This window comes from Runella limosa DSM 17973 (assembly GCF_000482465.1).
Taxonomy (GTDB): domain Bacteria; phylum Bacteroidota; class Bacteroidia; order Cytophagales; family Spirosomataceae; genus Runella; species Runella limosa.
Genome location: NZ_KI519424.1, coordinates 29512 through 53804, shown reverse-complemented (window position 1 = coordinate 53804; position 24293 = coordinate 29512). Strand labels below are relative to the sequence as shown.

Below are 24293 nucleotides of genomic sequence, written 5' to 3'. Positions count from 1 at the left end.
AACTTTGTGCAATTCTTTGTGTTCATTGTGGTTAGCTACCAAGTGATTACGGCAACTTTCAAAAACAAATGCTTCTTCTTAGTTTTGCCGCATGAAGCAGACCAAAAATCAGGCAAATCAGTACGACAAAATCTTCAAGGAGAACATAGAAGCCGTAATACCGAGTCTCATGCAAAATGTGCTGGGTATCACGGCTATTTTTATGGAAGAGCTTCCCGATGACGTACAGCACACCAAAGAACGAAAACCTGATGTACTCAAAAAAGTGACTGATAATCAAGGAAATACTTTTGTACTTCAAATTGAGTTCCAGGTAGCCGATGAACCTGAGATGGTTTATAGAATGGCGGAGTATTACATTATGCTTGAACGAAAATACAAAATGTCTGTTAAGCAATTTGTCATATTTTTGGGGAATGCAGTTCCAAAGATGCCTACACAAATCGAAAGAGAGCGATTTAAATTCAGTTATCTTCTTTTTTCATTATCGGCAATGGACTATATGATTTTTGTTAATTCGAATAAACCTGAAGAAATTGTTCTAGGCATTCTGGCAGATTTTAAAGAAGAAGACCCCGAAAATGCTCTCAAACAAATACTTCAACGCATTGAAGAAACGACTGACACCGACTTTTCCTTACAGAGATATTTCAATCAGTTGCGAGTGTTAGCACAATTGCGTAACTTAGACCTAAAATTAAAAAACGCTATGGATAGTATCTCAAAATACATCAAAGAAGAAAGAGATGTTCTCTATTTGAGGGGCAGAGACAAGGAAAAAGAGGCATTAATCACTAACTTGCTGAAACAGACAGACTTTAACTTTGAAAAAATTGCTAATCTTGCAAATACAACTGTTGATTTTGTCAAAAATATCAAGCAAAAACTTACAGCCGACAAATAGTTACTAATACAACTACTAAATTTCCTTTAATTTTGATTTTCCTTTTTCCTGCCTAGTTTCGTGGCGTTGTTTACATTGACCCACTCATAAACTATGCAGTCCTCCTTTTTACGCCTCCTTTTTCTTCTTTTTGTTACTTTTTCACTCACTACCTCGGCCCAGCTTCCTGATTTGAAGAAAAAAATCAGCCAAATTGTCGCGGGCAAAAAAGCAAAAGTCGGAGTCGCTATCTTAGGGCCTACGCCCACTGATACGCTGTCGTTTTACGGGAATGAGCGTTTTCCGATGCAAAGCGTTTTTAAATTACACATTGGACTAGCGATGTTGTCGGAAGTGGACAAGGGTAAGTTTAAATTAAACCAACCCATCAACGTTGGTAAAGAAGACCTCATTCCTGATTTGTACAGTCCCCTACGAGATGCCCACCCCAACGGCGGAGAAATTGAACTTTCCAAAATCATTGAATACACCGTAGCTGAAAGTGATAATGTTGGGTGTGAACTGTTGCTAAAACTACTCGGCGGCCCAAAATTCGTCGAACAATACTTGCTCCAACGTGGTTTTAAAAATGTTTCTATCAAAATCAACGAGCAAGTGATGCAAAAAAACTGGGAATTGCAGTACCAAAACTGGACAACCCCCAAAGCTGCCAACGAACTTTTGACGGCCTATTACTTCAATACCAAGAAATTGCTCTCTGCCAAAAGCCATGAATTTTTGTGGAAAGTAATGAAAGGAACCAAGACGGGTAAAAACCGCCTAAGAGCCCAACTTCCTCCAGAAACAGTACTTGCGCACAAAACGGGTTCTTCGGGAACAAACAAAGAAGGGCTCACGGCCGCCGTTAACGATATAGGAGTACTGATTTTACCTTCGGGCAGCCCTGTCTTCATCAGTATTTTTGTCACCAATTCCACCGAAAACGAAGCAACCAACGAAAAAATCATTGCCGATATTGGAAAAGCGACGTGGGATTACTTTACAAAAAAATAACCCTTGGTGATTGTTTTCGCACAGACCAATAGTAAGATATTCCTACCTTATACTTTATAAATACAAAACCACCCGATACAAACATGAACCGTAGAGATGCTATACAGCACGTTGCTCTCCTTTTAGGGGGCATGATCTCCGCACCCGCCATGGCTGGAGTGCTCGGAGAAAAAACGAATTTCGGCGAAAGCGTTCCCGTGAGTGCAGAACAAGAAGCTTTTCTTTCTGAATTAGCCGATGTCATCATCCCAACCACTTCTACCCCAGGTGCCAAAGCCGCTGGTGTAGAGAAATTTATCGTGCGTGTGATGCGCGATTGTTTCCCTAAAGAAGACCAAGAAAAATTCTATGCAGGACTTACCAAATTGAACACCGATAGCCGTTCTTCATTTGGAAAAAGTTTTGTTGAACTCGACGCAGCTCAAAAAATTCAAGCTGTTAAATCACTCACTACCAATGATAAAGCGTTTTTCTTACGCATGAAAGAGTTGACCGTGACAGGGTATTTCACTTCGGAAGTGGGCGCGACAAAAGCACTTGAGTATTTACCAATTCCTGGACGTTTTGAAGGATGTGTTCCGCTAAAACCAGGACAAAAAGCCTGGGCACTTTAATTCGAGCAATGCCGAATTGATACGCTCTCATTTATCTATCCAGTAGTTTCAAATTTAGATTCCCATGTACTTAAATATAGATGCACAAAAAGAAATGACCTACGACGCAATCGTTGTGGGTTCGGGGGTGAGCGGTGGCTGGGCTGCCAAAGAACTCACCGAAAAAGGTTTACGCGTTTTGATGCTCGAAAAAGGGCATAAATTAGACCACGTAACGGGCTACGAAAATGCCATGAAAGACCCTTGGCAAACCAAATACAACGGTCGCCTCACGGTAGAGCAAAAAGAAACGCACCCAAAATTGAGCCGCGATTATCCGTACAACGAGATGTCGGAAAAGTATTGGATGAACGACTCTGATTCGTTGTACAAAGAAGTGAAGCGCTTCGACTGGTACCGTCCCAACATTGTAGGGGGAAAATCCATCATGTGGGGGCGTCAATCGTACCGTTTGAGTGACATCGACTTTGAAGCCAACCTCAAAGATGGCATTGCCGTTGACTGGCCCATTCGTTACAAAGACATTGCTCCTTGGTACAGTTACGTAGAAAAAATCGCGGGGATTTCGGGAGAAAAACTAGGTCTTCCTCAGCTTCCTGATAGCGAGTTTTTGCCACCGATGGAAATGTATTGCGTTGAAAAAGAAGTTCGTAAACGCATTGAAAAAGATTTCCCTGGCCGTACAATGACCATCGGGCGCGTGGCAAACTTGACAAAGCCAACACAATTTATGGTGGATAACGGCCGCGCTGCTTGCCAATACCGTAACAAATGCGCTTTGGGTTGTCCGTTTGGCGCGTATTTCAGTAGCCAATCGTGTACGTTGCCATTGGCCGCGAAAACGGGTAAATTGACCCTTCGTCCCGACTCAGTTGTCACCAACTTGATTTACGACGAAAACAAGAAAAAAGCAACGGGCGTGCGCGTGGTTGACGCCGTGACGCTTGAAGAACGCATCTTCAACGCCAACTTGATTTTTGTTTGCGGTTCGGCACTTGGCACAACGGCCGTATTGTTAAACTCAACTTCAAATCGTTTCCCAACAGGTTTTGGAAACGACAGCGGTGAGCTTGGCCACAACTTAATGGATCACCACTTCCGCACGGGAGCGAGTGGTACGTGGGAAGGTGATGCCGATAAATATTATTTCGGTCGCCGCGCCAACGGTATCTACGTTCCACGTTACCGCAACATCGGCAACGACAAACGCGATTACTTACGCGGATTTGGTTACCAAGGTGGCGGAAGCCGTGCTAGTTGGCAACGCAACGTGGCCGAATTGAGCTTTGGTGCTGACTTCAAAGAGGAATTGACCAAACCAGGGCCTTGGAGCATGGGCTTGGGTGGTTTTGGCGAAACATTGCCTTACCACGAAAACCGCATGTACTTAGATACGAAAGAAAAAGACAAATGGGGTATGCCATTGGTGGTATTTGACGCCGAACTCAAAGAAAATGAGAAGAAAATGCGCGTCGATATGGCCAATGACGCCGCCGAAATGCTTGAAAAAGCGGGCGTGAAAAACGTAAAATCATACGACCGTGGCTCATGGCTCGGAATGGCGATTCACGAAATGGGTACTGCTCGTATGGGCCGCGACCCTAAAACTTCGGTATTGAACGGAAACAACCAAGTACACGCTTGCAAAAACGTTTTCGTTACCGACGGTGCTTGTATGGTATCTGCTTCGTGCGTCAACCCATCGCTTACCTACATGGCGCTAACGGCCCGCGCCGTTGACTTCGCCGTGAAGGAACGCAAAAAAGGAAATATCTAACCAAATAAAAATACCCCGACTCGCGTACGAATCGGGGTATTTTTTTATCCATTTTGTTCCATTTTCTTTTTGACTACGTCGGCGGGGTAACGTAAAGCTAGCTCGCGAATTTCGTAGCTAAACTCCTCAAAGGTTTTTTTCCACAAAAGTGCTTCCTCCTCCGAGTACGGATAAAAACCGTGCGCATTCGCCACTCCTTTCCCTCCTTCTTTCACAATATCATCAATCAATTTGGGTACCTCGGTTGTGGTGCTAAGGGTCGGGAATAAATCTTTCATAACGGTATGATACGCGGGAACACCCGTCAAATCCATCCACCGAAACGGCCCCACTAGCGTCATCCAATACCCCGCATTATTTCGACAAGCACGATCCACATCTTCCACAGTCGCGTAGCCATTTTCCACCAAATGAAACGCTTCACGGTAAAGTGCGTACATCAAGCGGTTGGTGATAAACCCACGAATATCTTTCCGTACCAAGGTGGGTTCTTTTCCCCAATTTTGCGAAACTTCGTACAACCACTCCCCTTTTGACACATCACTCAAATCCCCACAAATTACTTCCAAAAAACGAGTCGTGTGCGAAGGTTCTGCCCAATGCAACCCCAGAAACCGCTCAGGATGAGCTACTTCTTTTTGTAAAATACTGATGGGAATGGCTGAGGTATTGCTCGTAATAATCGCTTCTTTTGAGACAACAGCCTCAATTTTTTCATAGACCGATTTTTTTATGGGCAAACTTTCCAGCGTACATTCGATGACCAACGCACAATCAGCCAGCAAGCGATAATCTTCCGTAATCGTTAATTGAGCAAAAAAGTGTTCGGGCGCAAAGGTGGTCAATCCTTCCGCTTGCGATTTTTGAAGGTGTTCATAAATACGCGGTTGAGCAGTTGGAACATCCAAAGGCAAGGGAGCTACCGCCACTACTTTATGTCCTGCCACTAGCAAACAAGTAGTAATGCTGCACCCCATAAGCCCTAGTCCAACTACCCCTACTGAAATAGCTGATGTGGTCATGGTTAGGTTTAATTATGCGTTGTTTTTACTCCAATAAAATGCAATCGACGTTCCAGCCAAAATATGCCAAATACTCCACCAGCCCGCAATGATGGCCATTCCGCCCAACGGAAGGTCTGTAGGAAATACGGCGGGATTGAACAATAAGGCCAGTCCAAGTCCCGAATTATGAATCCCCGTTTCGATACTGAGCGTTCTTCGGTTTTGTCTTGAAAGCCCAAAGACGGCGCCCATTCCGTAGCCTGTAACCATTGCGAGCGTATTTTGAAGCAAAACCACCACAAACACGAAACCAATGTGGTTCAAGAAAATATCTAAGTTTTGCGTAAAGGCAATGACCACCAACGCCACAAAAAATAACAAAGACAACACCTGAAATGGTTTGAGCAGAAAGGCAGCCACTTTGGGTAAATAGTAAGAACATAACATCCCGAGTACCATTGGTAAGCCAAGAATCATAGATACCGACTTGAGCAACTCTCGCCAATCGAGCGACAATGGCCGTACCAACGAGCTACTTTGGGCGTATAAGTTTCCCCAAAAAGTAAAATTAAATGGCGTCATAACAACCGCCAACATCGTACTTATCGCCGTCAGGCTAACTGCCAACGCGACATTTCCTTTGGCCAATGAAGTAATAAAATTGGAAATATTTCCCCCTGGGCAAGCCGCCACCAATATCATCCCCAAGGCAACTCCCACCGTAATGTTATCGCCCAACGCCATGACCAACAAAAATGTAGCCGCAGGCATCACCACTGCCTGACTGAGAACTCCAGCCAGCAACTGACGTGGATTTTGGAGAAGCGTCTGAAAATGATGTGGTTTGATGTCAAGTGCCACCCCAAACATCATTAACCCAAGGGCAATATTGACAACGGCCGAACTTTCGGCAGAAAAATTGAGGCGTATAAAATCCAGCGCCGCCAGTGATTCTTTCATGAAAAGAAGGTAAGGTAATAGGTTAGATGGAAAAAAAAGCAAGATACAGGATTCAACCTAAAACATATACCTCACAATAAAAAATTGCCGCTTGATAAATTGACTTCAACTAATAAAAGATTTAATTTAAGTATTTGTGCAAAAATAGACTTTCCAAGTTTTAGGCTTATACTATTGATAGTCAGAAGAGTCATAAACTTGCCGCGGCGGCGGACCGCAAAGTCTCAACTAATTTTGCTTAATTACTTACTATCAACTCTATTTTCTTCATTCTAAATCTGATAGCCAATGAAAAGCTTCCTCTCCATTTTTATAGCACTTATATTGGTAAACAGCATTCAAGCGCAACGGATTTTTTACGTTTCCCCAAGCGGGAACGATGCCTCCGCTACCCCCACCAATATCAATACCCCTTGGCAGACATTCGCCAAAGCGTGTAGTACGGCGACCGCTGGCGACAAAGTATATTTTAGAGGAGGTACTTATAACGAAACCTACATCAACTTCCCCAATTCGGGCAACACTAATCAGTACATCGAATTTCTTAACTATGCCAACGAGGAGCCCATTTTTGAGGGCAATGCCGCAGCGGCTTATTTTGTACTTATTAGCAGCAAAAACTACCTCAGGATCAAGGGATTTCATTTTAAAAATCTGACGGGTAGTGCCTGGGGAATCAAAATAGAAGGCACGTCCCACCACCTTGAACTAAAGAAGTGCAAATTCAGCCAATTCTACGCATCCCCTAACGCAGGGTTCAACCCCCTCGTAGTTTGTGGAAGCCACCCAAGTACCCCAATCAATGCCATTGTAGTCGATAGTTGTTCGATTTTTGATTGCCGTACTGGAGTAAGCGAAGCATTAACCTTTGTCGGAAATGTCGATGGTTTCCTTGCCAGTAATAACCATATCAATAACACTGGAAATATTGGAATTGTAGCGGCAGGTTATTACAACTGGTGTAACAGCTCCGCCTCCAACTCCCAAGCGCGCAACGGAATCATTCGTGGAAATCTAGTAGAAAACTGCAAAAGCACCATCGCCTTGGCCGCAGGCATTTACGTCGATGGAGGTAAGAACATTGTGGTTGAACAAAATACCTGCCGAAACGGTCAACGAGGATTTCAAATCAGTTGCGAAAATCAATTTAGTGTCGTCAACGCTGCCGCTGAAAAGGTAATCATTCGCAACAACTTGGCATACAATAACTCCCGAGGAGGAATTGGCTTAGGCGGTTGTAAGGAAACTTCGTGGTGTAAAAATGGACGCATCAAAGATTGTTGGATAATCAATAATACCTGCGCCAACAATTTTAACAGTTCATTACTAGAACCTTCTGAGACATCGCCCCAAGATTACGGCGAACTTAATTTGGACTACTCAGAAAACTGCACCATCCGAAACAATATTTTTTACTCATCCATCAGCGGACGTTCTAAGCTCTTGAATAGCTGGCAACCCGCCGCAAGCTTTGTCATTGGACTAAGCTCCGATTACAACATTTGGTACTCTACCTTTACCAGTAACCCCCACCTTATGTTTGAAAAACGCGATTGGTATGGGCTAACTAATTTTAAAACCAACGAATCCAAAGACCAAAGCTCTCGTTCAGTAAATCCCCTTTTTCAAGATGCGGCTAGTGCTAATTTTCGGCTCAATTCCGAGTCATCCCCCGCGTACGACTTCAGCGACCTCTCTTCCGTTGTAACAGACTCCGCAGGAATTAAAGATTTGGCGGGGAAAACACGGGTTAAAAATTTCCGTCCCGACGCGGGTGCCTATGAATACCAATGCTCTACCAGTGACATTGTCATAGATATTCCACTGACTTACAGAACGTATCTTTTTGAAACAAACGGTAGAATAATAGTCAACCAACCCGTCAACCCAGCGATAAAAGTGGTTTTCAATGCCAAGAAGTCGGTGCTTTTCCAGAATGGGACTTTTTTACCTTCGTCGGCCAAGGTTGAGACCAAAACGGTAGGCTGTAGTAATTGAAATGGGAAAAGGGAGAGCTTACAAATAGACAATCAAATTAGTTACACCCTCTTACTTCCACCGAAAATGTTCTACCTTCAAGTGTTTGAAAGCCTGGTTTCAATGTAATGCTTTGCCCTGCGTGGTAGTTGGTACCACCTACCGATAAACTAGCTCCACTTTCTATTGTTTGAGTAGCTATGTAGGTGCCTGTAGGCACCAGCCCTGTGGGGTGCATGAGTGAAACAGGGCAAAGTGGTAGCATAGAAATAGAACTTAAATTTTGATCATAAACTTTTAACCCTGCTACTGTATTAGGAAGACAGCGTATCATATTAGAATCAATGCTTAACTCTATCAAAAAATTTGGTAAAAGAGGAAGGCAGGTAATCTGGTTGTTACTACAATGTAATCTTTCAAGATTTACTGGCAAAGGCGGTAAACTTAGCAGTTTATTATTTGTGCAGTACATACTAACCAATGAATTGGGTAAATCAGGTAAACTTGTAACTTGGTTCAGCTCACAAGATAAGTAAGTCAAATTTTCGGGCAAAGTGGGTAAACTTGTAAGTTGGTTCGACGCACAAGATAAGTGAGTCAAATTATTCGGCAACGTAGGTAAGCTTGTAATCTGATTAGAACTGCAATACAAGTACACTAGCGAAGGAAACCCTTCAAGTCCTGTTAAGTTTGAGATTTTGCTGTTAGCAACTAACAACGATGTTAATTCAGAAGCGGGAGTAAGTAAAAAATTGCAATCATCTATACACTTAGGGCAATGACTTCTTATGGCATTGGCGAAATTGATATCAGGGATAAAAAAAGGGCAAACAGGAGGTGTAGTAATCAAGTTGCCTGCACTATCATAAACCTGCAAACCTGGTATTAGATTCGGCAAACATCTAATTTTATCTGCATCTATTACTAATTTACTCAATGTTGCGGGTAAAGCTGGCAAACATGTTATAGAATTTTTGGAACAGTCGAGAGTTTTTAATCCTATAAATGCACTAATACCTGTTAAATCAGTGATATTTTTATTGGAAACATCAAGAACCGTTATATCTGTAACACCAGGTAATAAGTTATAGCAGGAGTCAATACAATTTGGGCAATTATTTTGGATAACCTTTAAAAAATTGGCGTCGGCAACCCCACACACTGGCAAATAAAAAATGCCTTGATTATACACAATATACAAACCTTTTACTCTATTAGGCAAGCAGATTATTTTACTGTTACCTGCGATAACTAAGTACACTAATGTATTCGGCAAGAAAGGAAGGCAATTAAGTTGATTATTTGCGCAGGATAACCATGATAATTTATCGGGTAATGCTGGCAGGTGTTCCAATTTATTATTATTACATTCTAACTTGGTGAGAGTAACAGGCAAAGAAGGTAAACTTGTAAGCTTGTTATATGAACAATTCAATGATTTTAAACTAAGTGGCAGACCAGGCAACTCAGTCAAAAGGTTGTAACTGCAATCTAAAGTTTCCAAAGAGGTAAACTGATCAATTCCTGATAGACTGGTTATTTTTCCTTCGGAGATATTTAACGACTTTAAAGTGAAAGCAGGTGGGAGTAAATAATTACAGTCATCAATACAACTAAAACAGGTTCTTCGTATTGCAAGGGCAAAATTAGAATCGGGAATGTATAGAGGGCAAACAGGTGGTGTAGCAATTTGTTCATTGTTCTTATTATAAACCTGTAAACCTGGTATTAGTTTGGGTAAGCATTTAACTTCATTGGGATTAACAATTAATTTGGTTAACGTAACTGGCAACACAGGCAAACAGGTAAGTGGGTTATTGGAAATGTTAAGTGTTTGCAATGCTGAGAATAAATTTATCCCAGTTAAGTCACTAATGCCTTGATTAGACACATCCAGTGACGTTAAACTGCTTGCCGCTGGCAATAACCTGTAGCACGAATCCATACAGCTTGGGCAGGAATTCTTAATTGCTTTCACAAAATTTTGATCGGGAACACTACAAATAGGAAGCAAAGTACCAGTGCCACTTTGAACCAATAGTCCTCCTACCTTATTTGGTAAACAAGTAATACTATTACCATATATACTTAACGATTTCAAAGCCAAAGGCAAGAAAGGCAAACATGAAAGTTGGTTATTGGCACAGTTTAATGACCATAATTTATCGGTTAAGGCAGGTAGCTTTGAAATTAGATTATCCTGACAATCTAAATAAAGTAAGCTCTCAGAGAGAGTAGGCAAACTTTTAAGCTGATTAAATGGGCAGATTAAAGATATTAAGCCATTTGGTAAAGTAGGTAAACTCGTTAGTCGATTATATGATAAGTCTAATATTTCTAAATTACTTGGTAAAGGAGATAGGTTTGTAATTAGAGTACGTGTACAGTGTAATTCTTTTAAGCTATTGGGTAAAGTTGGCAGGCTTTTCAGCTGTGCAAAGTTTATTGTTAGACTTTGCAAAGACGTAAAATTTTCAATTCCTTTTATATCCTGAATGTAATAGGCATTTATAAATAATGATGTTATGGCCGCTGCGGGTGGAAGAAGATTATTACAGGGGCCAATACAATCTGGACATACTCTTCGTATAGTTTCAGCAAAACCTTCATCAGGGATATAAGTACAAATAGGTGGTGAAGCAATCAAATTGTTGGCAGCATCATACACTTTTAAACCATTCACTGAATTTACGAAACAAGTCACTTTATCTGCATCTATCCTCAAGAACTTCAGCGAATTTGGTAATGCAGGAAGGCAGGTAAGTTGATTTTTAAAACAGGAAAGAGACGTAAGATTTTTAGGCAAAGTAGGCAGCCTAGTAAGTTGATTATTATTACATAGTAATGTATCCAACGATGTAAACCCTTCTAACCCACTCAAATCAGCAATATTCCAGTTAGAAACATCAAGTCTTGTTAAAGTCGCTGCGGGAGATAACAAGTTATTGAACGGGCCAATGCAGGTAGGACAGGCACTACGTATAGCTAAGGAAAAATTATCATCATAAATGTAAATACTTTGTGAAAAACCAGTTAGAGAAGCCCATATTAAGCTAAATATCCAGAAAATCGTAACTAAAGTCAACTTTCTATTAGAAAGTTTTGGCATCAGGTTCATAAGAAATAGTCGTTAAAACCTTACTTTCAAGTCCAAAATAAGTGGTTTTCGTTTAAAAAACAATTAAAAGTATAAGAGTATGTTCTGGATTGTATAAAACGAATAAAAAGAGTCAGTCGTTAGCTTGTTGAATCTCACCTCAAACAAGCTAAATGAAAGAGAAATTCTCTGAAATGACTGACTCTCAGTGGCAAGTTGTCGAAAAAATAATTGATAACCAAAGAGCCCGCCATCATTCGCTGCGAACGATAGTGAACGCCATATTTTGGATTAACAACACGGGTTCCCAATGGCGAAATATGGAAAGTAAGTACCCTCCATGGCAGACTGTTTACTGGATGGCCAGCCCCGTATCATTTTCGACAGTTCAAGCTACGTGGTATTTGGGAGGAATTGCTGGACTGCCTTGCCATTGAAGAACGTAAACGACAAGAAAGACAGGCCACACCTAGTTTACTTGCTATTAATAGTCAAAGCATTAAGTCAGTTCAATTCGTCAGTACAGAAATAGGAATTGACGGGAATAAAAAAATAAATGGACGAAAGAGGACGATTTTAGTAGATACCTTAGGCATCCTGTGGTGCGTCAAAGTGACTTCTACTGGGGTATCTGATAACCAAGCTGGTATTAGAGCACTTGAAAGCTTAAAAGGTAAGGTACCTCGCTTGCAGGCAATCATCGGAGACCATGGTTATAAGACGACTTTCATCCAACACGCCTGTAAAGAGTATGGCTGGAAGGTAGAAATTGTACAAAAACCAGAATCGGCCCAAGGATTCGTGCCACAGAAAAACCGCTGGCAGGTCGAAAGGTCGTTCGGATGGCTCAATTTCAGACGCCGATTGGCAAAGGATTACGAGAAAACCGTTGAATCTTCTGAGGTCATGCTACAAATTGCCTATACAACCATACTGCTCAATAGGTTGCCAAATTAGTTTCCAAAACATACTCTAAGGTCTTAATTGTTTTTATTGCTAGTCGTTAGATGAAGGTCGAATACGTAGTCTTGGCAGCCAGGGGTAATCAATTCAAAATTTTCTAAAAATGAACTCGGGCAGCAAAAAATGGATAATAAGAAAGCAACACCCAAAAGCAGGTTTGTTATAACTTATGGACAAAAAAGCCTGTAAATCACCGATTTACAGGCTTGTGCAGAGAGAGAGGGACTTACAATACCATTGATAATCAGCACATTACAGATGCCACAAGGAATTTTCCTCGTTTTTTTCCTCATTTTGACGCCAGTTTGCAACGCAAATACATTTCAACCACGGGAAAAACGCGGTGAAAATGGAAGCTTCTTTGAGAAAATTTCCACCTTTTTTAACATCAGCTTGCTTACATAGTGATAACACAGCGTACACCGCGAAATTGAGTAGTACAATACACCCCCCTAAAGTTCATTTTTAGGCCAATTTCGACGGTTTTTAGACCTAGTAGTGCCATTTTTCAAGCCCTTGACAACCACTTTAACCGTTACAGAAACCGATTTGGCTAACGTTCATGTAACGGCTGTGTAACGGAGGCTTTTTTCGTTAATTTTGGTAAAAATTGAACTATTAACAGCAGAACCAATGAAGAATTTAACCAAACGCAATTGTGCCAATTGCGGCAAATTGTTTCAACCCAAAGACCATAGGGCGATATATTGTCAATCGTCCTGCCGAGTGGCATCATGTCGTAAAAGAAAAAAGGCTGAGGCGATTAGCCCAGGTAATAACCAGGCTTCACCTCATTCCCCATTAACCGAAAGCAAAACAACCATTATTGAGGTTAGAAACCCGAAGTACACCGAACTGGAAGCAGCCATTGCCAATGCAAAGTCTAACTTGGTCCGGTTACGCAAAGAGGGAAAAAAGCTTTTTGAGGAAAAGGAGTCCATGGTAAACGAAAATACCCTTACGGACACGGAAAGATACTTGAAACCTGTTCTAATTTGGGGCGGTTCAACCTCGTTAGTGGGGTTCTTGGTTTTGAAATCACAAAGCAAACGATCGAGTGACGACAATTCAGGTAAAGCCAACTTGATAAATCTTTCAATTGTCATTTTTTTGGTTGTCGTAGTGTCTGCCATTGGTATTTGGGTAACCGACGACAAGCGCAAGAAAAAGGGATTTGAATACCCCAAAATTTTGAAAAGGCTTGAAGAGATTCCCACCTCAATCGACAATGAAGAACGTTTGATAAAAAAATTGGAAGCCGAACTATTGTTGGTACCCGAATTGCTTCAAAAAGAGAAAGTCGAACATGTTCAACCAAAAACAGACATTCCGCTTACTGACGAAAAGTTAGTGAGCCCCGAGTTTAATGAACCCGCCGAAATAAACGAAACCGAAGCATGATTACCGATGAGAAATTTGTCATCAAATCTTACGGTAAGTCGGAGCTTGCAGCTTTATACGGTTGGCACATGAAAACCTTGAAAAGGAAAATGCTCTATTATGGGCTTGATTGGCCGCCAGACAATGTATTTACCCCTAAGCAAGTAGCTCATATCGTTGAAAAATTGGGCATTCCATTCAGCCTTTTCGAGGATTAAAAAGGCAAATGTGGAATTAAGTGGACTTACTGAGAACGGACGGGAAACCGCCCGTTTTTCTTTTGTCATCTTTGACGCAATGATTTATAAAACCTAATTAAAAGATATGAGTGAAACTGCAAAAGGCGTATTTGTCAACGGTGATTTAGGCTTTTGGGGACGCTTACGAATGTCATTTATTGACTTATTTGCCAGAAACCAACGCCCACCAACTTCTATTTATTCACCTAATGAATTCAAGAATAGTGAACAACAATCCAATAACGTTCAATCAAATTTTTTAGATAATTCAGATTTTATTATTGCATCTACTTTTTCAAATGCAATAAATAATGCTATTACGAATAAAGGGAGGCAAATTGAAACCGAATACAACCTTAATTATCAGTCACTTATAAATGAAAAAGGTGTAATTGAAGCACAAAAAACCCTCAATCTTCAAAAAATAGAAAGTGCTAGAAAAATAGCGAAACAGAATCAAGAAAGTAACAATACAACAACAATAATAATATACATATTTTTCATTGTAGTTATAGTATCATTGTTTGTAGTTTTCATTTTTAAAAACAAATAATTAATGGTTAATCTTTAAACATACAAGTGTCAACACCAAAATCAATTATTAAAATGAGCAGAATTTTAGGCTTTGAAATCGCTGACCCTAAGCTATTACGAGTCGCTCTAAAGTTGGAGCATGTACGTAATTGGCCGCCAGACAATGTATTTACCCCTAAGCAAGTAGCTCACATTGTTGAAAAATTGGGCATTCCATTCAGCCTTTTTGAGGATTAAAAAGACAAATGTGGAATTAAGTGGACTTACTGAGAACGGACGGAAAACCGCTCGTTTTTCTTTTTTAATATTTGTGCAATCAATTTTTAATCAAGTATGAAAAATAAAGAAATTCTTATCGGCTTATGTATTGGAATTTTACTTGGATTCTCAGCATTAGCTTACAGTTATTGGCGGTCTTATAAAATTCAAAAGGATGAGCTAGCTAACCAAGAACGTTATTGGGCAAAGAGGTCAGTATTAGAAGAAAGCCTTCGTAAAAAATACGGCTCTAATACCAAAATTGAAATTGACTAATTCATAAAACAACACCAAAATCAACCAAAATCAATTATTAAAATGAGCAGAATTTTAGGCTTTGAAATCGCTGACCCTAAGTTATTACGAGTCGCTCTAAAGTTGGAGCACGTACGTAAAATGGAAGAATTGAACATCCGTAAAATGGAGGCTGAAAACGAACGAAAACGCCTTGATTTGGTAATCATCAATGATTCTTTGAGCCACGACATTGAGTTTCAAAAACGATTTACGAACCGTTTCAATGAACTGATAACTGAATTTACGGAGAGTTGTCAGAAATCAAAATGGCAAGTAGATGAGTTAAAAGAATTTGTTTCACGCGCCCTAATACTAAAAATAAAAATTGAAAGCTATTGTAATTACCGTTACATAGTGCCCCAAACGCTCCAATTGTACCATAACTTGCAAAATTTGATTGACTACGGTCAGAGTAAAATGACCAAGGTTAAAACGAATCAACAATTAATCACCTTTGACCTCACCGATAAAGCACGCAAAAAATGGGAAAATATGAAAGTACCTTGTTTTGAAGCTGCTTTCATTGATTCAGAGGTCATCACGCACGAAATTTTTGAAAATCAATTTAACTGATAAAGTAATGCTTGAATACCTTTTTCTTATTCCATCTTTGTTTGCTCCAGCCTCTCAGCAGAAAGGGGTTAAATCAAACCCAAACTATCCTGAGGTTGGAGACCTAGTTTACTCAAATGATTATGTAGCTCATCAATCTAAATTAGAGGGCAATTTTGATGTTGTGGTTAATAAAGGTGAACTCATAGGCCAAATTGTGCAGATGAATGTAACTGACTCTAAAGAGGAATATACCTATTACATGAAAGTTCAACGCCCCGACAATTCAATTGTTTATGTCGCCATTATGAACCCATACGATGAATCATTGTATGTCTTTGATAATGAATGGTATAAAGTTGTGGTTAACCCAAACTATTCTTATCCTGTCTCAAATTCAAAGCAGCCTACAACAACCCAATCAGGTGGTATCAATACCCCCGATGACCCAACAATAGAAACACCTCAAAAACAACCATCCCCCCCTCCAATTGATGATTTTGTCATAGATGAAGCCCCTCCCAAACCTAATTACTTGTTGATTGGTGGTATTGCTGTTGGTGGATTAACTTTCTTGGCTTTACTCATTTGGGGGGTTTCTAGTCCGCAATCAAATGAAAAACAGAGTTCAAAATTCAGTAAGTCAAAACGATAGAATTTGTTTGGCGAGGCTCAAAATTTTGAAGGCATTAACCTAGAAATCACCATGAAAATACTCAGTCTTAAACGTGCGTTTTGGGCTTCTACAATTGCTTTGGTAGTTTGGGTAGGTCTTAAAAGGAGAAAACACAAAGGTGATACCTGGGCTAAAAATGACCCACTAGACACCACATGTTTTTTATAGTTGTGCTTCATGGTAAAGAGATAATATTACAAAACGACTGTTCTACGGTCGTTTTGTTTTTTGGGCTATCTTTACGTGTAGAAAGCCAATTGTAGTTCAATGGAGAATATCGTTACCCGTTCAGTTCCTATCAATGAATTAATTTCGATGTATAAGGCGCTAAGGCCCCGTACAAAGAAAAGGATTGGGGAGGCATTCAATGAAAAATTCAACTATGGAAAAGACTGCTCCGTCATGGCCCGGCTCATTGAAAAAAGACTTTCGTTCTGCTACGACGAATACGAGTTTCTTTGTCCGCTCATCGTGCAGAGTTACGAGTTTGAGCAATGGGAAAAGCCCCAATATCTCGACCTATAATTGGTTTATCTATACGTCGGTTCCCGTAAAACACCCCCTAAATCGGCTGGAAATGAGGTTTTGTTAAAAATCGGTCTTCTGAGCTTAATCAAACAACTATTACAATGAAACGTAAACATCACACAACTGAACCCGATTTTGTAGTTGTTCCCAACCAACCATTATCCGATGTAGAACGCCGCAAACTTAGCAGTATCATTAAAGGACTCAGAACGTTACACACGCCCACTGCAATAGACGAAAAATCATTGTTATCAAAGCAATCAAGCACCTAATTCGTAGCTCCAAATTTGAACCCTTCTATAGTTTTGCTATGTTTGTACAAGCAAATACTATCACCATGAGCCAGCGCGATTTGTTTAGCCAATTTACCAGTTTCAGCGTTCAAACTTTGCTCAATCTATTGGAGTTCCTACATTCAGACAGTGTAAAGCAGATGATTGATGAAATAGGTAATTTCAACGCAGATTTTGACCCTTACACCATTACCCAAAAAGAAGCCGAGCCATATTTCAATATCTTGAATATATCGCATAGGATGTTAAAAGTAACCGCCGAACATCCCGAAGTTCTTGCGGCCCTTCCCAATGGATTATACGACCGCTATGCCAAAATCCATTACGAACTTTCTCCCTGGGGAATACTATTGGAAAAAGTAACAGACGGGAAACTTCCCAATGCAGATGACCGCGAACCCGAAATTTTAAAAGCCGTATCGCGCACCCGAGGCCGTAAACTCATAGCCCAAAAATTGTATGAAGGTGAATCAGCGTGATGTAGTATTTTTAAACTACCTCTTACCAAATGGTAACTTTGCCCCCCACCCCGCCGTTATCGTATCTACCAATGACCTTTATGAAGCTGAGGGTATTTATTATGCCGTGATGCTTTCTACCAAGCCTCACAACCCTGAGTTTATGGTAACCCTCACAACTGACGCATTCAATTACCCTACTGATACAATTTCTTACGCCAAATGTCAGCTTCTTTTGCAAATATCTGACTACGATATTATCAAGCGTTTTGGGAGTATCAAAGCCCAACCTTTTAAAGAAATCATTGAGAAAATTAATGAAGCTGTTTTTGGGATGAGCTAATTTCCCCTAACGCGCTCCGATGTACGGGCAAAAAAAATCCCCCGACTTCTCAGACGGAGGAAATGACTTGACTCGCGCGTAAATGCCCACGTCAAAGGTAAAGGCCAAATCAAAAGCAGGTCAGTAATTATCCCAAATATCATTTTCGGGAGCGTTCCACTCCTCCGACAATACTTTCTCACTCATTTGGTAACAAAAGTGAGGTTGCTCCGTCTCACAATGCAAATCCTGAGCCTGTTCATTGTTTGTATCCATCGTCTCGTTGCGTTAGATGCTTTTATTCAACACCCCTACCCTCGAACAAATTCCACGCCGCCCGTGCCTGATGCTCATACGCGCTTTTCGGCGTTGTTGGCCGTGGGTTATTCTGGTTTTTCTTTAATAAACTTAAACATTTCTGTCATAAAGTTGACAGTAAATTCTAAATCCTTAAACTCAGGGCCATTTAATAATTCTGTATAGTTACTAGCCTTTACATCAGCAATATAAGACCCCAATTTTTTTACAATATCTTTAAGGAAATTTTGATTAAATTCTTTGTCCTCTTTTAGGAAATCTATTAATGATTGCAAATAGGCTTTATCGCTTTCCAGTTCTTCAATTTTCGCCCTCAATCGCGCCACTTCCTCGCTATCATCCACCTTTTGTCCCTCACCAGTGAGAAGCTCAACGGCACTCACTCCTAACACCCCTGCTATCTTTTCCAGTTCTTCAATGGTCATATTCTGCGGTTTGGTCTCAATTCGCGAGTAACTTGATTGTGACCAACCTAAAGCGGCTGCAATGTCTGATTGCTTTAAGCCCTGTCTAAGTCTCAAATCTGAGATTCGTTTGGATATACTCATTTATGCAGATTATGAAAATACTATGCAAAAAACGGGATTATTATTTGCATAATGAATTTATTATTCGCATAATTGCATTCATATTTCACATATTAAATTCTTTATATGAATATGGAGACTATTTTGAGTGTAAAAAACACGATTGAGAAAGACCACAATTTCCCTTTTCGTCCTAATCCTCAATTTTATCAAGCTACTGGAATCAACCGCAAGCGTTGGGGCCTTATCTACTCAGGCAAACTAGAGCCAACAGCCTCCGAAGTAGGTAAGCTATCAAAGTACTTTGATATTCCTGTGGCTAATTTTTTCCAATAAAAAAAGCCCTACTACCGCTCCAACGGTGTAGGGCTTAAAATCAAAGTAAAATCTAAAAACAATTCAAATTTATGGACACGCTTCCACAAATCCAATTCCACCAAGGAGTTAACACAGTATCAGCCCGTGAGCTTCACGCAGCTTTAGAAGTCCAAACCGATTTCACCGACTGGTGCAAACGTATGTTTGAATACGGTTTTACCAAAGACCAAGATTATTCGCTCCTCAAAATTGGGGAGCGAAAAGCCCACAACAAAATTGACTACCTGCTAACAATCGACACGGCCAAAGAAATTGCCATGCTCCAACGCACAACCGTAGGCAAGCAAGTACGAAACCATTTCATTGAGGCAGAAAAAGGCTATAAACAACTAGCCTGGTCAATCACCAACGCCCAACAAAAAGCCCTCACCAATCAAAAGGAGGGCTATGAGTTGCTTCAAGAACTTGAACGGCTCAAACAGGAAAATGCCGATGTCTTCAAACGCATGGCCGCTATCAAAAGGCGGCTTAAATCCCTTCAAAATGAGACGTTTCGGCAGTTGGGGCTATTTGATAGTCATTCATCACAAGTCGTAGGGCAATAAAAAAAGCCCTACGACCGCGCCAACGGTGTAGGGCATCAAATCTTTAATCAACCTCAAAAACAAATCAAAGCTATGAAAGAGATTTTGTTTAGCCTAGACACTTGTACAGTTTCTCATTTACGCCTTTGTCGCAAATCTATTTGGGTTTATCGGGGCACTTCTAACGCATATACTTTTAGCGATTGTGCTAATGGGTACAAAGTTCATATCATGCAGTTAGAAGAAAATGGCATAGTGATAACCCGTGTTGGCAAACGAGGAAATTTTCTAAAACCTCAGAGATTCAGTTACTCACAGCTAACAATACCGAAACAGGGCCACATTTTCCAATAAAAAAAGCCCAAGCAGTTCCCAGGCTGCAAGGGCACACATGTTTCACCATAAACCACTTTTTACAATGCAAAACATTGAAACAAATTTAGCAGAATTTATTAACTCTCACTACTCGATTCGTGAGCGTAAATCAATTATCAGCCACCAACAGAGCAAAATTGTCATTCGGTTCAAGCTCCGTTATAGTAAGCCCCTATCAAATCCAATTAAAACTATCTACGTTCGGCTTCGGGTCAACGGCTCCCCCTGTACCGATTTTTCGACGGGCATTAGAATTGAGGCGACCCAATGGGATAAAAAATTGATGAAAATCAAAGGCGACTCCGAGAAAACCGAAGTACAAAACACTTTTCTACGCCAAATTGAAACCGACTTATTGAAATTCCATACGAATTTGATTCAGCAAGGCGTTAGACCAACCGCCCAAATGCTTAGTGACCTATACACCAACGCCAGTATTAAGAGCGCGGTCGATTATGAGTTGCTCGACTATGCTCGAAAGTTTTTTGAATACCTAGCGCCATCTATTGAGCCTGACACACTCAAGGGCATCAAATCCCGAGTGAATGTTCTGGAAGATTATTTGTCCAAAACCAAGCAGCTTAGAGTGCCATTAAAAATCATTAGCCCAGGGTGGGTACTCAGTTACCACAAATATTTAACCACCACCCGAAAAGCTGGCCTAGACCACGCCCGTAGATGTGCGGCTCTGATTTCCAGAGTTCTTGATTTTGCCGTAATAAATGATGATTTGGAAAATAATCCTTTGAAGTCACTAAAGCTCCCTCGCTCAAAGCGAAAACCCATTTTCTTTTTGGAAGAATCCGACATTCTCAAACTGGAAAACTACCCACATTTCAGCCCGAGCTTACAAAAAACGGTTGACTGTTTCTTGTTTCAGGTTTATACGGGGATGGCCTATGTCGATTTATCCCAATTTGACGCCAAAAAGCACCTAAAAAAAGAGGATGATGGCACCGAATGGATAATCATAAACCGAGCTAAAACGGGGAGTTCTTCCCAAATTCCTGTTATCGAAAAAGCGAGGCTATTGCTTGAAAAATATTCGTACAAAATGCCTGTTTTCACCGATCAAAGGATGAACATAAACATCAAGGAAGCCGCAAAGATTGCTGATATAGAAGTAGCCGAGAAAATTTGTACGCATACCGCCCGAAAAACAGCAGGCACTTTTCTGATTAATCGGGGTCTGCCCCTCCATACCGTTAGCAAAATCCTTGGCCATAAGTCAGTCAAAGTAACTGAATCATACTACGCACACTTGATGACTTCAACCATTAAAAACAACATGAAATCAGTCGGTTTACTCTAATCGTTAATCACTTAGCAACATGAATCAAGATACGACAAACGCCTCTGTAACCGCCGAACGTCCCATTTCACGTTCGGCGATTATCTCCATACGTTTTCAGTTGGTAAACCCTAGCCGCGCCGAAAGCTCCCTCCAATGCAAAATTGGGGTCAATGGCAAGTACGCCACTGAGTTTGTAGTCGAGCGTAACATCAGAACTGTCAATTGGGCGCAAAAGCTCCAAAAAATGCTTGACGACTCCGAAGAATCGGCGCTCCTTAACCAACGCCTGGCTTTCATCAAAAGCGAAATTAAAAAGGCCGAAATGAGGCTCCGACTCGACGGCCGTCCCATCACCGCAGCTTCCATCAAAAACGCGTACCTCGAAGCCCAGGGTATGATAAAAGTTGAACCCAAACCCGTCGTCGTCAAACGACCAACGTTTCACGATTGTTTCAGAGAGTTTTACCACAAAAAATCAACCCAAAAAAGAAAGCCCATCACCGAGCGTACCCGACAAAGCTATTGGCGGTACAAAAGCAATTTGGATAAGTACATGAAGTTTTTGCAGGTGAAAAAACTGTATGCTGACCAAATCACCCACGAATGGGCAGAACGTTACCTCGATTGGCTCATTGACAAAGCCAAGTTTGCCAATGACTACGCAAACAATAACATTCAACTTCTAAAAAGTGTGTTGCAAATGGCCGAAAACTCGCATCTAATCGACAAAAATCCATTGAAGGGTTATAAACTCTTTGACAATAACTATTACGATACTACCCACTTGACAATTGAAGAGGTCAATACCCTTGCCAGTTTTGATTTTTCAACCATCGTACTCCACGAAAAGGCCGCTAAAACCTTGCGCGAAGAAGCCGATATTTTCGTTTTTTCATGTTTCACCGCTCAACATCATTGTGACCTAAAAGAACGTAATTACGAACTTTTCGAGCATCCCACCGATGGGCGTATATGGCTAAAAGGTAAAAGAAGAAAAACGGGGGTCGCCTATTCGATGCCACTTCACCCGATAGCTTTGGCAATCGTTAACAAATACGAAGGCATTAACAATTTGCCCGTAAAAGCGAACACGAAACGAAACTACCACCTAAAACACATTGCGGTACATTGTGGTATCAAGATACGTTTGACGACCAAAGTAGGCCGTAAAACTTTCAGCAATTTCGCGTTGAATACGCTGCGTATGCGCGAAGAAACCGTTGCCGCTATCCTTGGTCATCAAAATACCAAGTTTGTCAAAAGGTACGCCAAAATTACCGAAGAAAGCATCGCGGCCGAATACCGTTTCTAACCTCAAAAGCATCTACCAACATGGACACACAAAACAATGATAGCGTTCTCATTAATGAACTTCGTTGGCGTATTTCAATACTTGAACAGCTTATCCAAAATCAATCTGCAATCCTTGGAACAAAAGACCTCGTGATTTACAGGCTAAACGAGAAAGTTGATGACCTTGAATTTGAAAACGACCGCCTTAAAGAGCAAGCTACAAACCTACTTGAGTTAAATCATCGTAGCAACTAACCTAGATGTAGAGGTAAAAAAATAAGCGGTGCTCGTAACACCGCTTATCTTATCTCGCCCATTTTCAATAAAAAACAGCGATTTACAACAAATTTCAACAAAGTAATGGAGAATAACCCAACCAGTCAAGCCCTTACCCTAAAAGAGTTTGCCCCCATAGCTGAAGTAACACCCTTTAATGACGTTACTCAAGAGGATGAACGAACAAAAAAGCGCCTGCAAAAAGCGGCCAAAAACTACATTCGAGTAGGTGATAATTACTACAAAATTGTCTATCGTCCTGACAAAGAAGGCAAACCGCTCAAAGACTACCTAAAGCTAAACAAAGGCACTTTGATTGATGACCATACCCACGGAATCATCAAATACATTTCCAAGTTTGATGACTTCTGTATGGTCGCCTCCCACACGAACTACAAACAGGTCCACAACGGATTTTACAACGAATATTCCGAGCTTACCCACAAACCAAAAGAGGGAGATTGCAACACCATTTTGGCAGTGATAAAACACGTCTTTGGAGAGCATTACTTTGATTTTGCCATCGACTATTTACAGCTGCTTTACACCAGTCCCTACCAACGACTACCCATTTTATTACTGGAATCACAAGAAAAAAACACAGGTAAATCCACCTTTGCCAACATCATTTACAAGATTTTTCAAGACAATGCTATCAAAATAGGGAACAATGACCTGCAAAGCGACTTTAATTCAGTGTGGGTCAAAAGGTTGGCCATCATTGTAGATGAAACGTCATTGGAGAAAAAGGGCGTTACTCAAATGCTCAAAAGGTTTAGTACCGAAACTGGAAAAGTTACGGTGAACGAAAAAAACAAAGCACAATCGGAGGTTGATTTCTTCGGAAAGTTCATTTTTATTTCAAACGAAGAAGGTAAAGCCTTGTTCATCGAGCGAAACGACCCTAGATGGGCGGTTTTTAAGGTGCCTACCTTTGCCGAGAAAGGCATCAAAGATGACCCGCTCATTGATGACAAATTAGAGGCCGAAATCCCCGCTTTTCTTCATTTCATAACCCAAAGAACGCTCAAATACAAACGAGAAAGCCGTATGTACTTTGCTCCTATCGTTTACCAAACCGCCCAACTTCAACTTTATTACAATAACAGCATCAGTAAAACCGCGCAAGCCATCAAGAAATTGATAATAGATACTTTTGACTTATTCCCAAAAGAAGAAAGTATGAAGTTTGGTATTTCTGACATTATGGACGAATTGAAGTCAGAGTTGCGCAACATTGAACGGGAACGAGTTCGCTTTGCTATTGAAAAGGAACTCAACAAAGCACCTCAAGCAAGAACCCACTACACGCTTTTTAGTAGGAAAATAGCCGAATCTAGCCAGGATTATCTACCTCTTAAAAACGGCCAAAATAAGGTTCACTATATTTTCTCAAAGTTTGAGGCAGAAACTTGGAAAAGTACAAATGATATTTTTTGAATTTACCGATTTTGGAACAAATGGAACAAAACGGTACAAAAT

Annotated in this window: 29 protein-coding genes; 24 read left to right on the top strand and 5 right to left on the bottom strand. The window is 40.7% G+C overall.

Translation table 11 applies throughout. From position 1 onward, the window contains the following. The first annotated feature begins 91 nt into the window (after nucleotides 1-91). The 4 genes from K339_RS0121815 to K339_RS0121800 all read left to right on the top strand — a co-directional run bounded on the left by K339_RS0121815 (nucleotide 92) and on the right by K339_RS0121800 (nucleotide 4288). On the top strand, nucleotides 92-904 hold the full coding sequence (locus tag K339_RS0121815; RefSeq protein WP_028525503.1) for an RpnC/YadD family protein: 813 nt from the start codon (nucleotides 92-94) through the stop codon (nucleotides 902-904). Nucleotides 905-997: 93 nt separating this feature from the next. Continuing rightward, nucleotides 998-1897, top strand: coding sequence for a class A beta-lactamase, subclass A2 (gene bla / locus K339_RS0121810; RefSeq protein WP_028525502.1), 900 nt, complete (start codon nucleotides 998-1000; stop codon nucleotides 1895-1897). Between the two features lie 83 nt (nucleotides 1898-1980). Beyond that, nucleotides 1981-2511 (top strand): gluconate 2-dehydrogenase subunit 3 family protein, encoded by a 531-nt coding sequence (locus tag K339_RS0121805; RefSeq protein WP_028525501.1) that lies wholly within the window; start codon nucleotides 1981-1983, stop codon nucleotides 2509-2511. A 64-nt stretch (nucleotides 2512-2575) separates the two neighbouring features. Next, complete coding sequence (locus K339_RS0121800; protein ID WP_028525500.1) at nucleotides 2576-4288, top strand: GMC oxidoreductase; 1713 nt, start codon at nucleotides 2576-2578, stop codon at nucleotides 4286-4288. A gap of 44 nt (nucleotides 4289-4332) precedes the next feature. Here the strand turns inward: K339_RS0121800 and K339_RS0121795 are convergent, their stop codons facing one another. Both K339_RS0121795 and K339_RS0121790 read right to left on the bottom strand, forming a co-directional pair. Continuing rightward, nucleotides 4333-5310, bottom strand: a complete 978-nt coding sequence (locus K339_RS0121795) for a 3-hydroxyacyl-CoA dehydrogenase family protein (RefSeq protein ID WP_028525499.1) — start codon at nucleotides 5308-5310, stop codon at nucleotides 4333-4335. A 12-nt stretch (nucleotides 5311-5322) separates the two neighbouring features. Then, nucleotides 5323-6252 carry a bile acid:sodium symporter family protein gene (locus tag K339_RS0121790; RefSeq protein WP_028525498.1) on the bottom strand — a complete coding sequence of 310 codons (930 nt, stop codon included), beginning with the start codon at nucleotides 6250-6252 and terminating at the stop codon, nucleotides 5323-5325. Between the two features lie 288 nt (nucleotides 6253-6540). On the opposite strand from K339_RS0121790, the gene K339_RS0121785 reads away from it, so the two are divergent. Further along, entirely contained in the window at nucleotides 6541-8250 is a 1710-nt protein-coding gene (locus tag K339_RS0121785; protein WP_028525497.1) for a right-handed parallel beta-helix repeat-containing protein, read from the top strand. Between the two features lie 37 nt (nucleotides 8251-8287). On the opposite strand, the gene K339_RS37250 is transcribed toward K339_RS0121785, so the two are convergent. Continuing rightward, a complete protein-coding gene (locus K339_RS37250; protein WP_157607696.1) occupies nucleotides 8288-11347 on the bottom strand; it encodes a 3-coathanger stack domain-containing protein in 3060 nt (1019 codons plus the stop codon). Nucleotides 11348-11499: 152 nt separating this feature from the next. Here K339_RS37250 and K339_RS36760 point away from each other — a divergent pair, with 152 nt between their 5' ends. The 13 genes from K339_RS36760 to K339_RS0121725 all read left to right on the top strand — a co-directional run bounded on the left by K339_RS36760 (nucleotide 11500) and on the right by K339_RS0121725 (nucleotide 17847). Beyond that, nucleotides 11500-11763, top strand: coding sequence for a transposase (locus K339_RS36760; protein ID WP_084332285.1), 264 nt, complete (start codon nucleotides 11500-11502; stop codon nucleotides 11761-11763). Then, nucleotides 11741-12283 carry an IS5/IS1182 family transposase gene (locus K339_RS34435; RefSeq protein WP_051398163.1) on the top strand — a complete coding sequence of 181 codons (543 nt, stop codon included), beginning with the start codon at nucleotides 11741-11743 and terminating at the stop codon, nucleotides 12281-12283. Before K339_RS36760 ends, K339_RS34435 begins: the two co-directional genes overlap by 23 nt. A 1089-nt stretch (nucleotides 12284-13372) precedes the next feature. Then, complete coding sequence (locus tag K339_RS37750; RefSeq protein WP_211243829.1) at nucleotides 13373-13690, top strand: hypothetical protein; 318 nt, start codon at nucleotides 13373-13375, stop codon at nucleotides 13688-13690. Then, complete coding sequence (locus tag K339_RS0121760) at nucleotides 13687-13887, top strand: hypothetical protein (protein WP_028525494.1); 201 nt, start codon at nucleotides 13687-13689, stop codon at nucleotides 13885-13887. Before K339_RS37750 ends, K339_RS0121760 begins: the two co-directional genes overlap by 4 nt. A 106-nt stretch (nucleotides 13888-13993) precedes the next feature. Beyond that, entirely contained in the window at nucleotides 13994-14461 is a 468-nt protein-coding gene (locus K339_RS0121755; RefSeq protein ID WP_028525493.1) for a hypothetical protein, read from the top strand. Between the two features lie 53 nt (nucleotides 14462-14514). Then, nucleotides 14515-14679: a hypothetical protein gene (locus K339_RS37245; RefSeq protein WP_157607695.1), complete on the top strand. Its 165-nt coding sequence runs from the start codon at nucleotides 14515-14517 to the stop codon at nucleotides 14677-14679. Nucleotides 14680-14775: 96 nt separating this feature from the next. Next, nucleotides 14776-14976, top strand: coding sequence for a hypothetical protein (locus K339_RS0121750; protein ID WP_028525492.1), 201 nt, complete (start codon nucleotides 14776-14778; stop codon nucleotides 14974-14976). Between the two features lie 42 nt (nucleotides 14977-15018). Further along, a complete protein-coding gene (locus K339_RS0121745) occupies nucleotides 15019-15570 on the top strand; it encodes a hypothetical protein (protein WP_157607694.1) in 552 nt (183 codons plus the stop codon). A 7-nt stretch (nucleotides 15571-15577) separates the two neighbouring features. Further along, a complete protein-coding gene (locus tag K339_RS0121740; RefSeq protein WP_028525490.1) occupies nucleotides 15578-16204 on the top strand; it encodes a hypothetical protein in 627 nt (208 codons plus the stop codon). A gap of 423 nt (nucleotides 16205-16627) precedes the next feature. Further along, entirely contained in the window at nucleotides 16628-16750 is a 123-nt protein-coding gene (locus K339_RS38045; protein WP_262506078.1) for a hypothetical protein, read from the top strand. Between the two features lie 104 nt (nucleotides 16751-16854). Further along, the gene (locus K339_RS37240; RefSeq protein WP_157607693.1) at nucleotides 16855-17025 is read left to right on the top strand and encodes a hypothetical protein; all 171 of its coding nucleotides are present in this window, start codon (nucleotides 16855-16857) and stop codon (nucleotides 17023-17025) included. A 65-nt stretch (nucleotides 17026-17090) separates the two neighbouring features. Continuing rightward, the gene (locus K339_RS0121730) at nucleotides 17091-17525 is read left to right on the top strand and encodes a hypothetical protein (protein WP_211243828.1); all 435 of its coding nucleotides are present in this window, start codon (nucleotides 17091-17093) and stop codon (nucleotides 17523-17525) included. Then, nucleotides 17506-17847: a type II toxin-antitoxin system PemK/MazF family toxin gene (locus K339_RS0121725; protein ID WP_028525487.1), complete on the top strand. Its 342-nt coding sequence runs from the start codon at nucleotides 17506-17508 to the stop codon at nucleotides 17845-17847. Before K339_RS0121730 ends, K339_RS0121725 begins: the two co-directional genes overlap by 20 nt. A gap of 120 nt (nucleotides 17848-17967) precedes the next feature. Here K339_RS0121725 and K339_RS38040 read toward each other — a convergent pair whose 3' ends face one another. Together K339_RS38040 and K339_RS34430 are read right to left on the bottom strand one after the other, a co-directional pair. Beyond that, nucleotides 17968-18102 carry a hypothetical protein gene (locus K339_RS38040; protein ID WP_262506077.1) on the bottom strand — a complete coding sequence of 45 codons (135 nt, stop codon included), beginning with the start codon at nucleotides 18100-18102 and terminating at the stop codon, nucleotides 17968-17970. A 107-nt stretch (nucleotides 18103-18209) separates the two neighbouring features. Then, complete coding sequence (locus tag K339_RS34430) at nucleotides 18210-18692, bottom strand: helix-turn-helix domain-containing protein (RefSeq protein ID WP_037301562.1); 483 nt, start codon at nucleotides 18690-18692, stop codon at nucleotides 18210-18212. A 111-nt stretch (nucleotides 18693-18803) separates the two neighbouring features. Here K339_RS34430 and K339_RS0121715 point away from each other — a divergent pair, with 111 nt between their 5' ends. The 6 genes from K339_RS0121715 (at nucleotide 18804) to K339_RS0121690 (ending at nucleotide 24251) form a co-directional block, all read left to right on the top strand. Beyond that, the gene (locus tag K339_RS0121715; RefSeq protein WP_028525486.1) at nucleotides 18804-19007 is read left to right on the top strand and encodes a transcriptional regulator; all 204 of its coding nucleotides are present in this window, start codon (nucleotides 18804-18806) and stop codon (nucleotides 19005-19007) included. 71 nt (nucleotides 19008-19078) lie between these two features. Further along, entirely contained in the window at nucleotides 19079-19594 is a 516-nt protein-coding gene (locus tag K339_RS34425; RefSeq protein ID WP_051398162.1) for an antA/AntB antirepressor family protein, read from the top strand. 397 nt (nucleotides 19595-19991) lie between these two features. Next, on the top strand, nucleotides 19992-21260 hold the full coding sequence (locus tag K339_RS0121705; RefSeq protein WP_028525485.1) for a site-specific integrase: 1269 nt from the start codon (nucleotides 19992-19994) through the stop codon (nucleotides 21258-21260). A 19-nt stretch (nucleotides 21261-21279) separates the two neighbouring features. Further along, nucleotides 21280-22554 (top strand): site-specific integrase, encoded by a 1275-nt coding sequence (locus K339_RS0121700; RefSeq protein WP_028525484.1) that lies wholly within the window; start codon nucleotides 21280-21282, stop codon nucleotides 22552-22554. Between the two features lie 20 nt (nucleotides 22555-22574). Then, entirely contained in the window at nucleotides 22575-22790 is a 216-nt protein-coding gene (locus K339_RS0121695) for a hypothetical protein (protein WP_028525483.1), read from the top strand. A gap of 105 nt (nucleotides 22791-22895) precedes the next feature. Further along, on the top strand, nucleotides 22896-24251 hold the full coding sequence (locus K339_RS0121690; protein ID WP_028525482.1) for a primase-helicase family protein: 1356 nt from the start codon (nucleotides 22896-22898) through the stop codon (nucleotides 24249-24251). Nucleotides 24252-24293 lie beyond the last annotated feature (42 nt).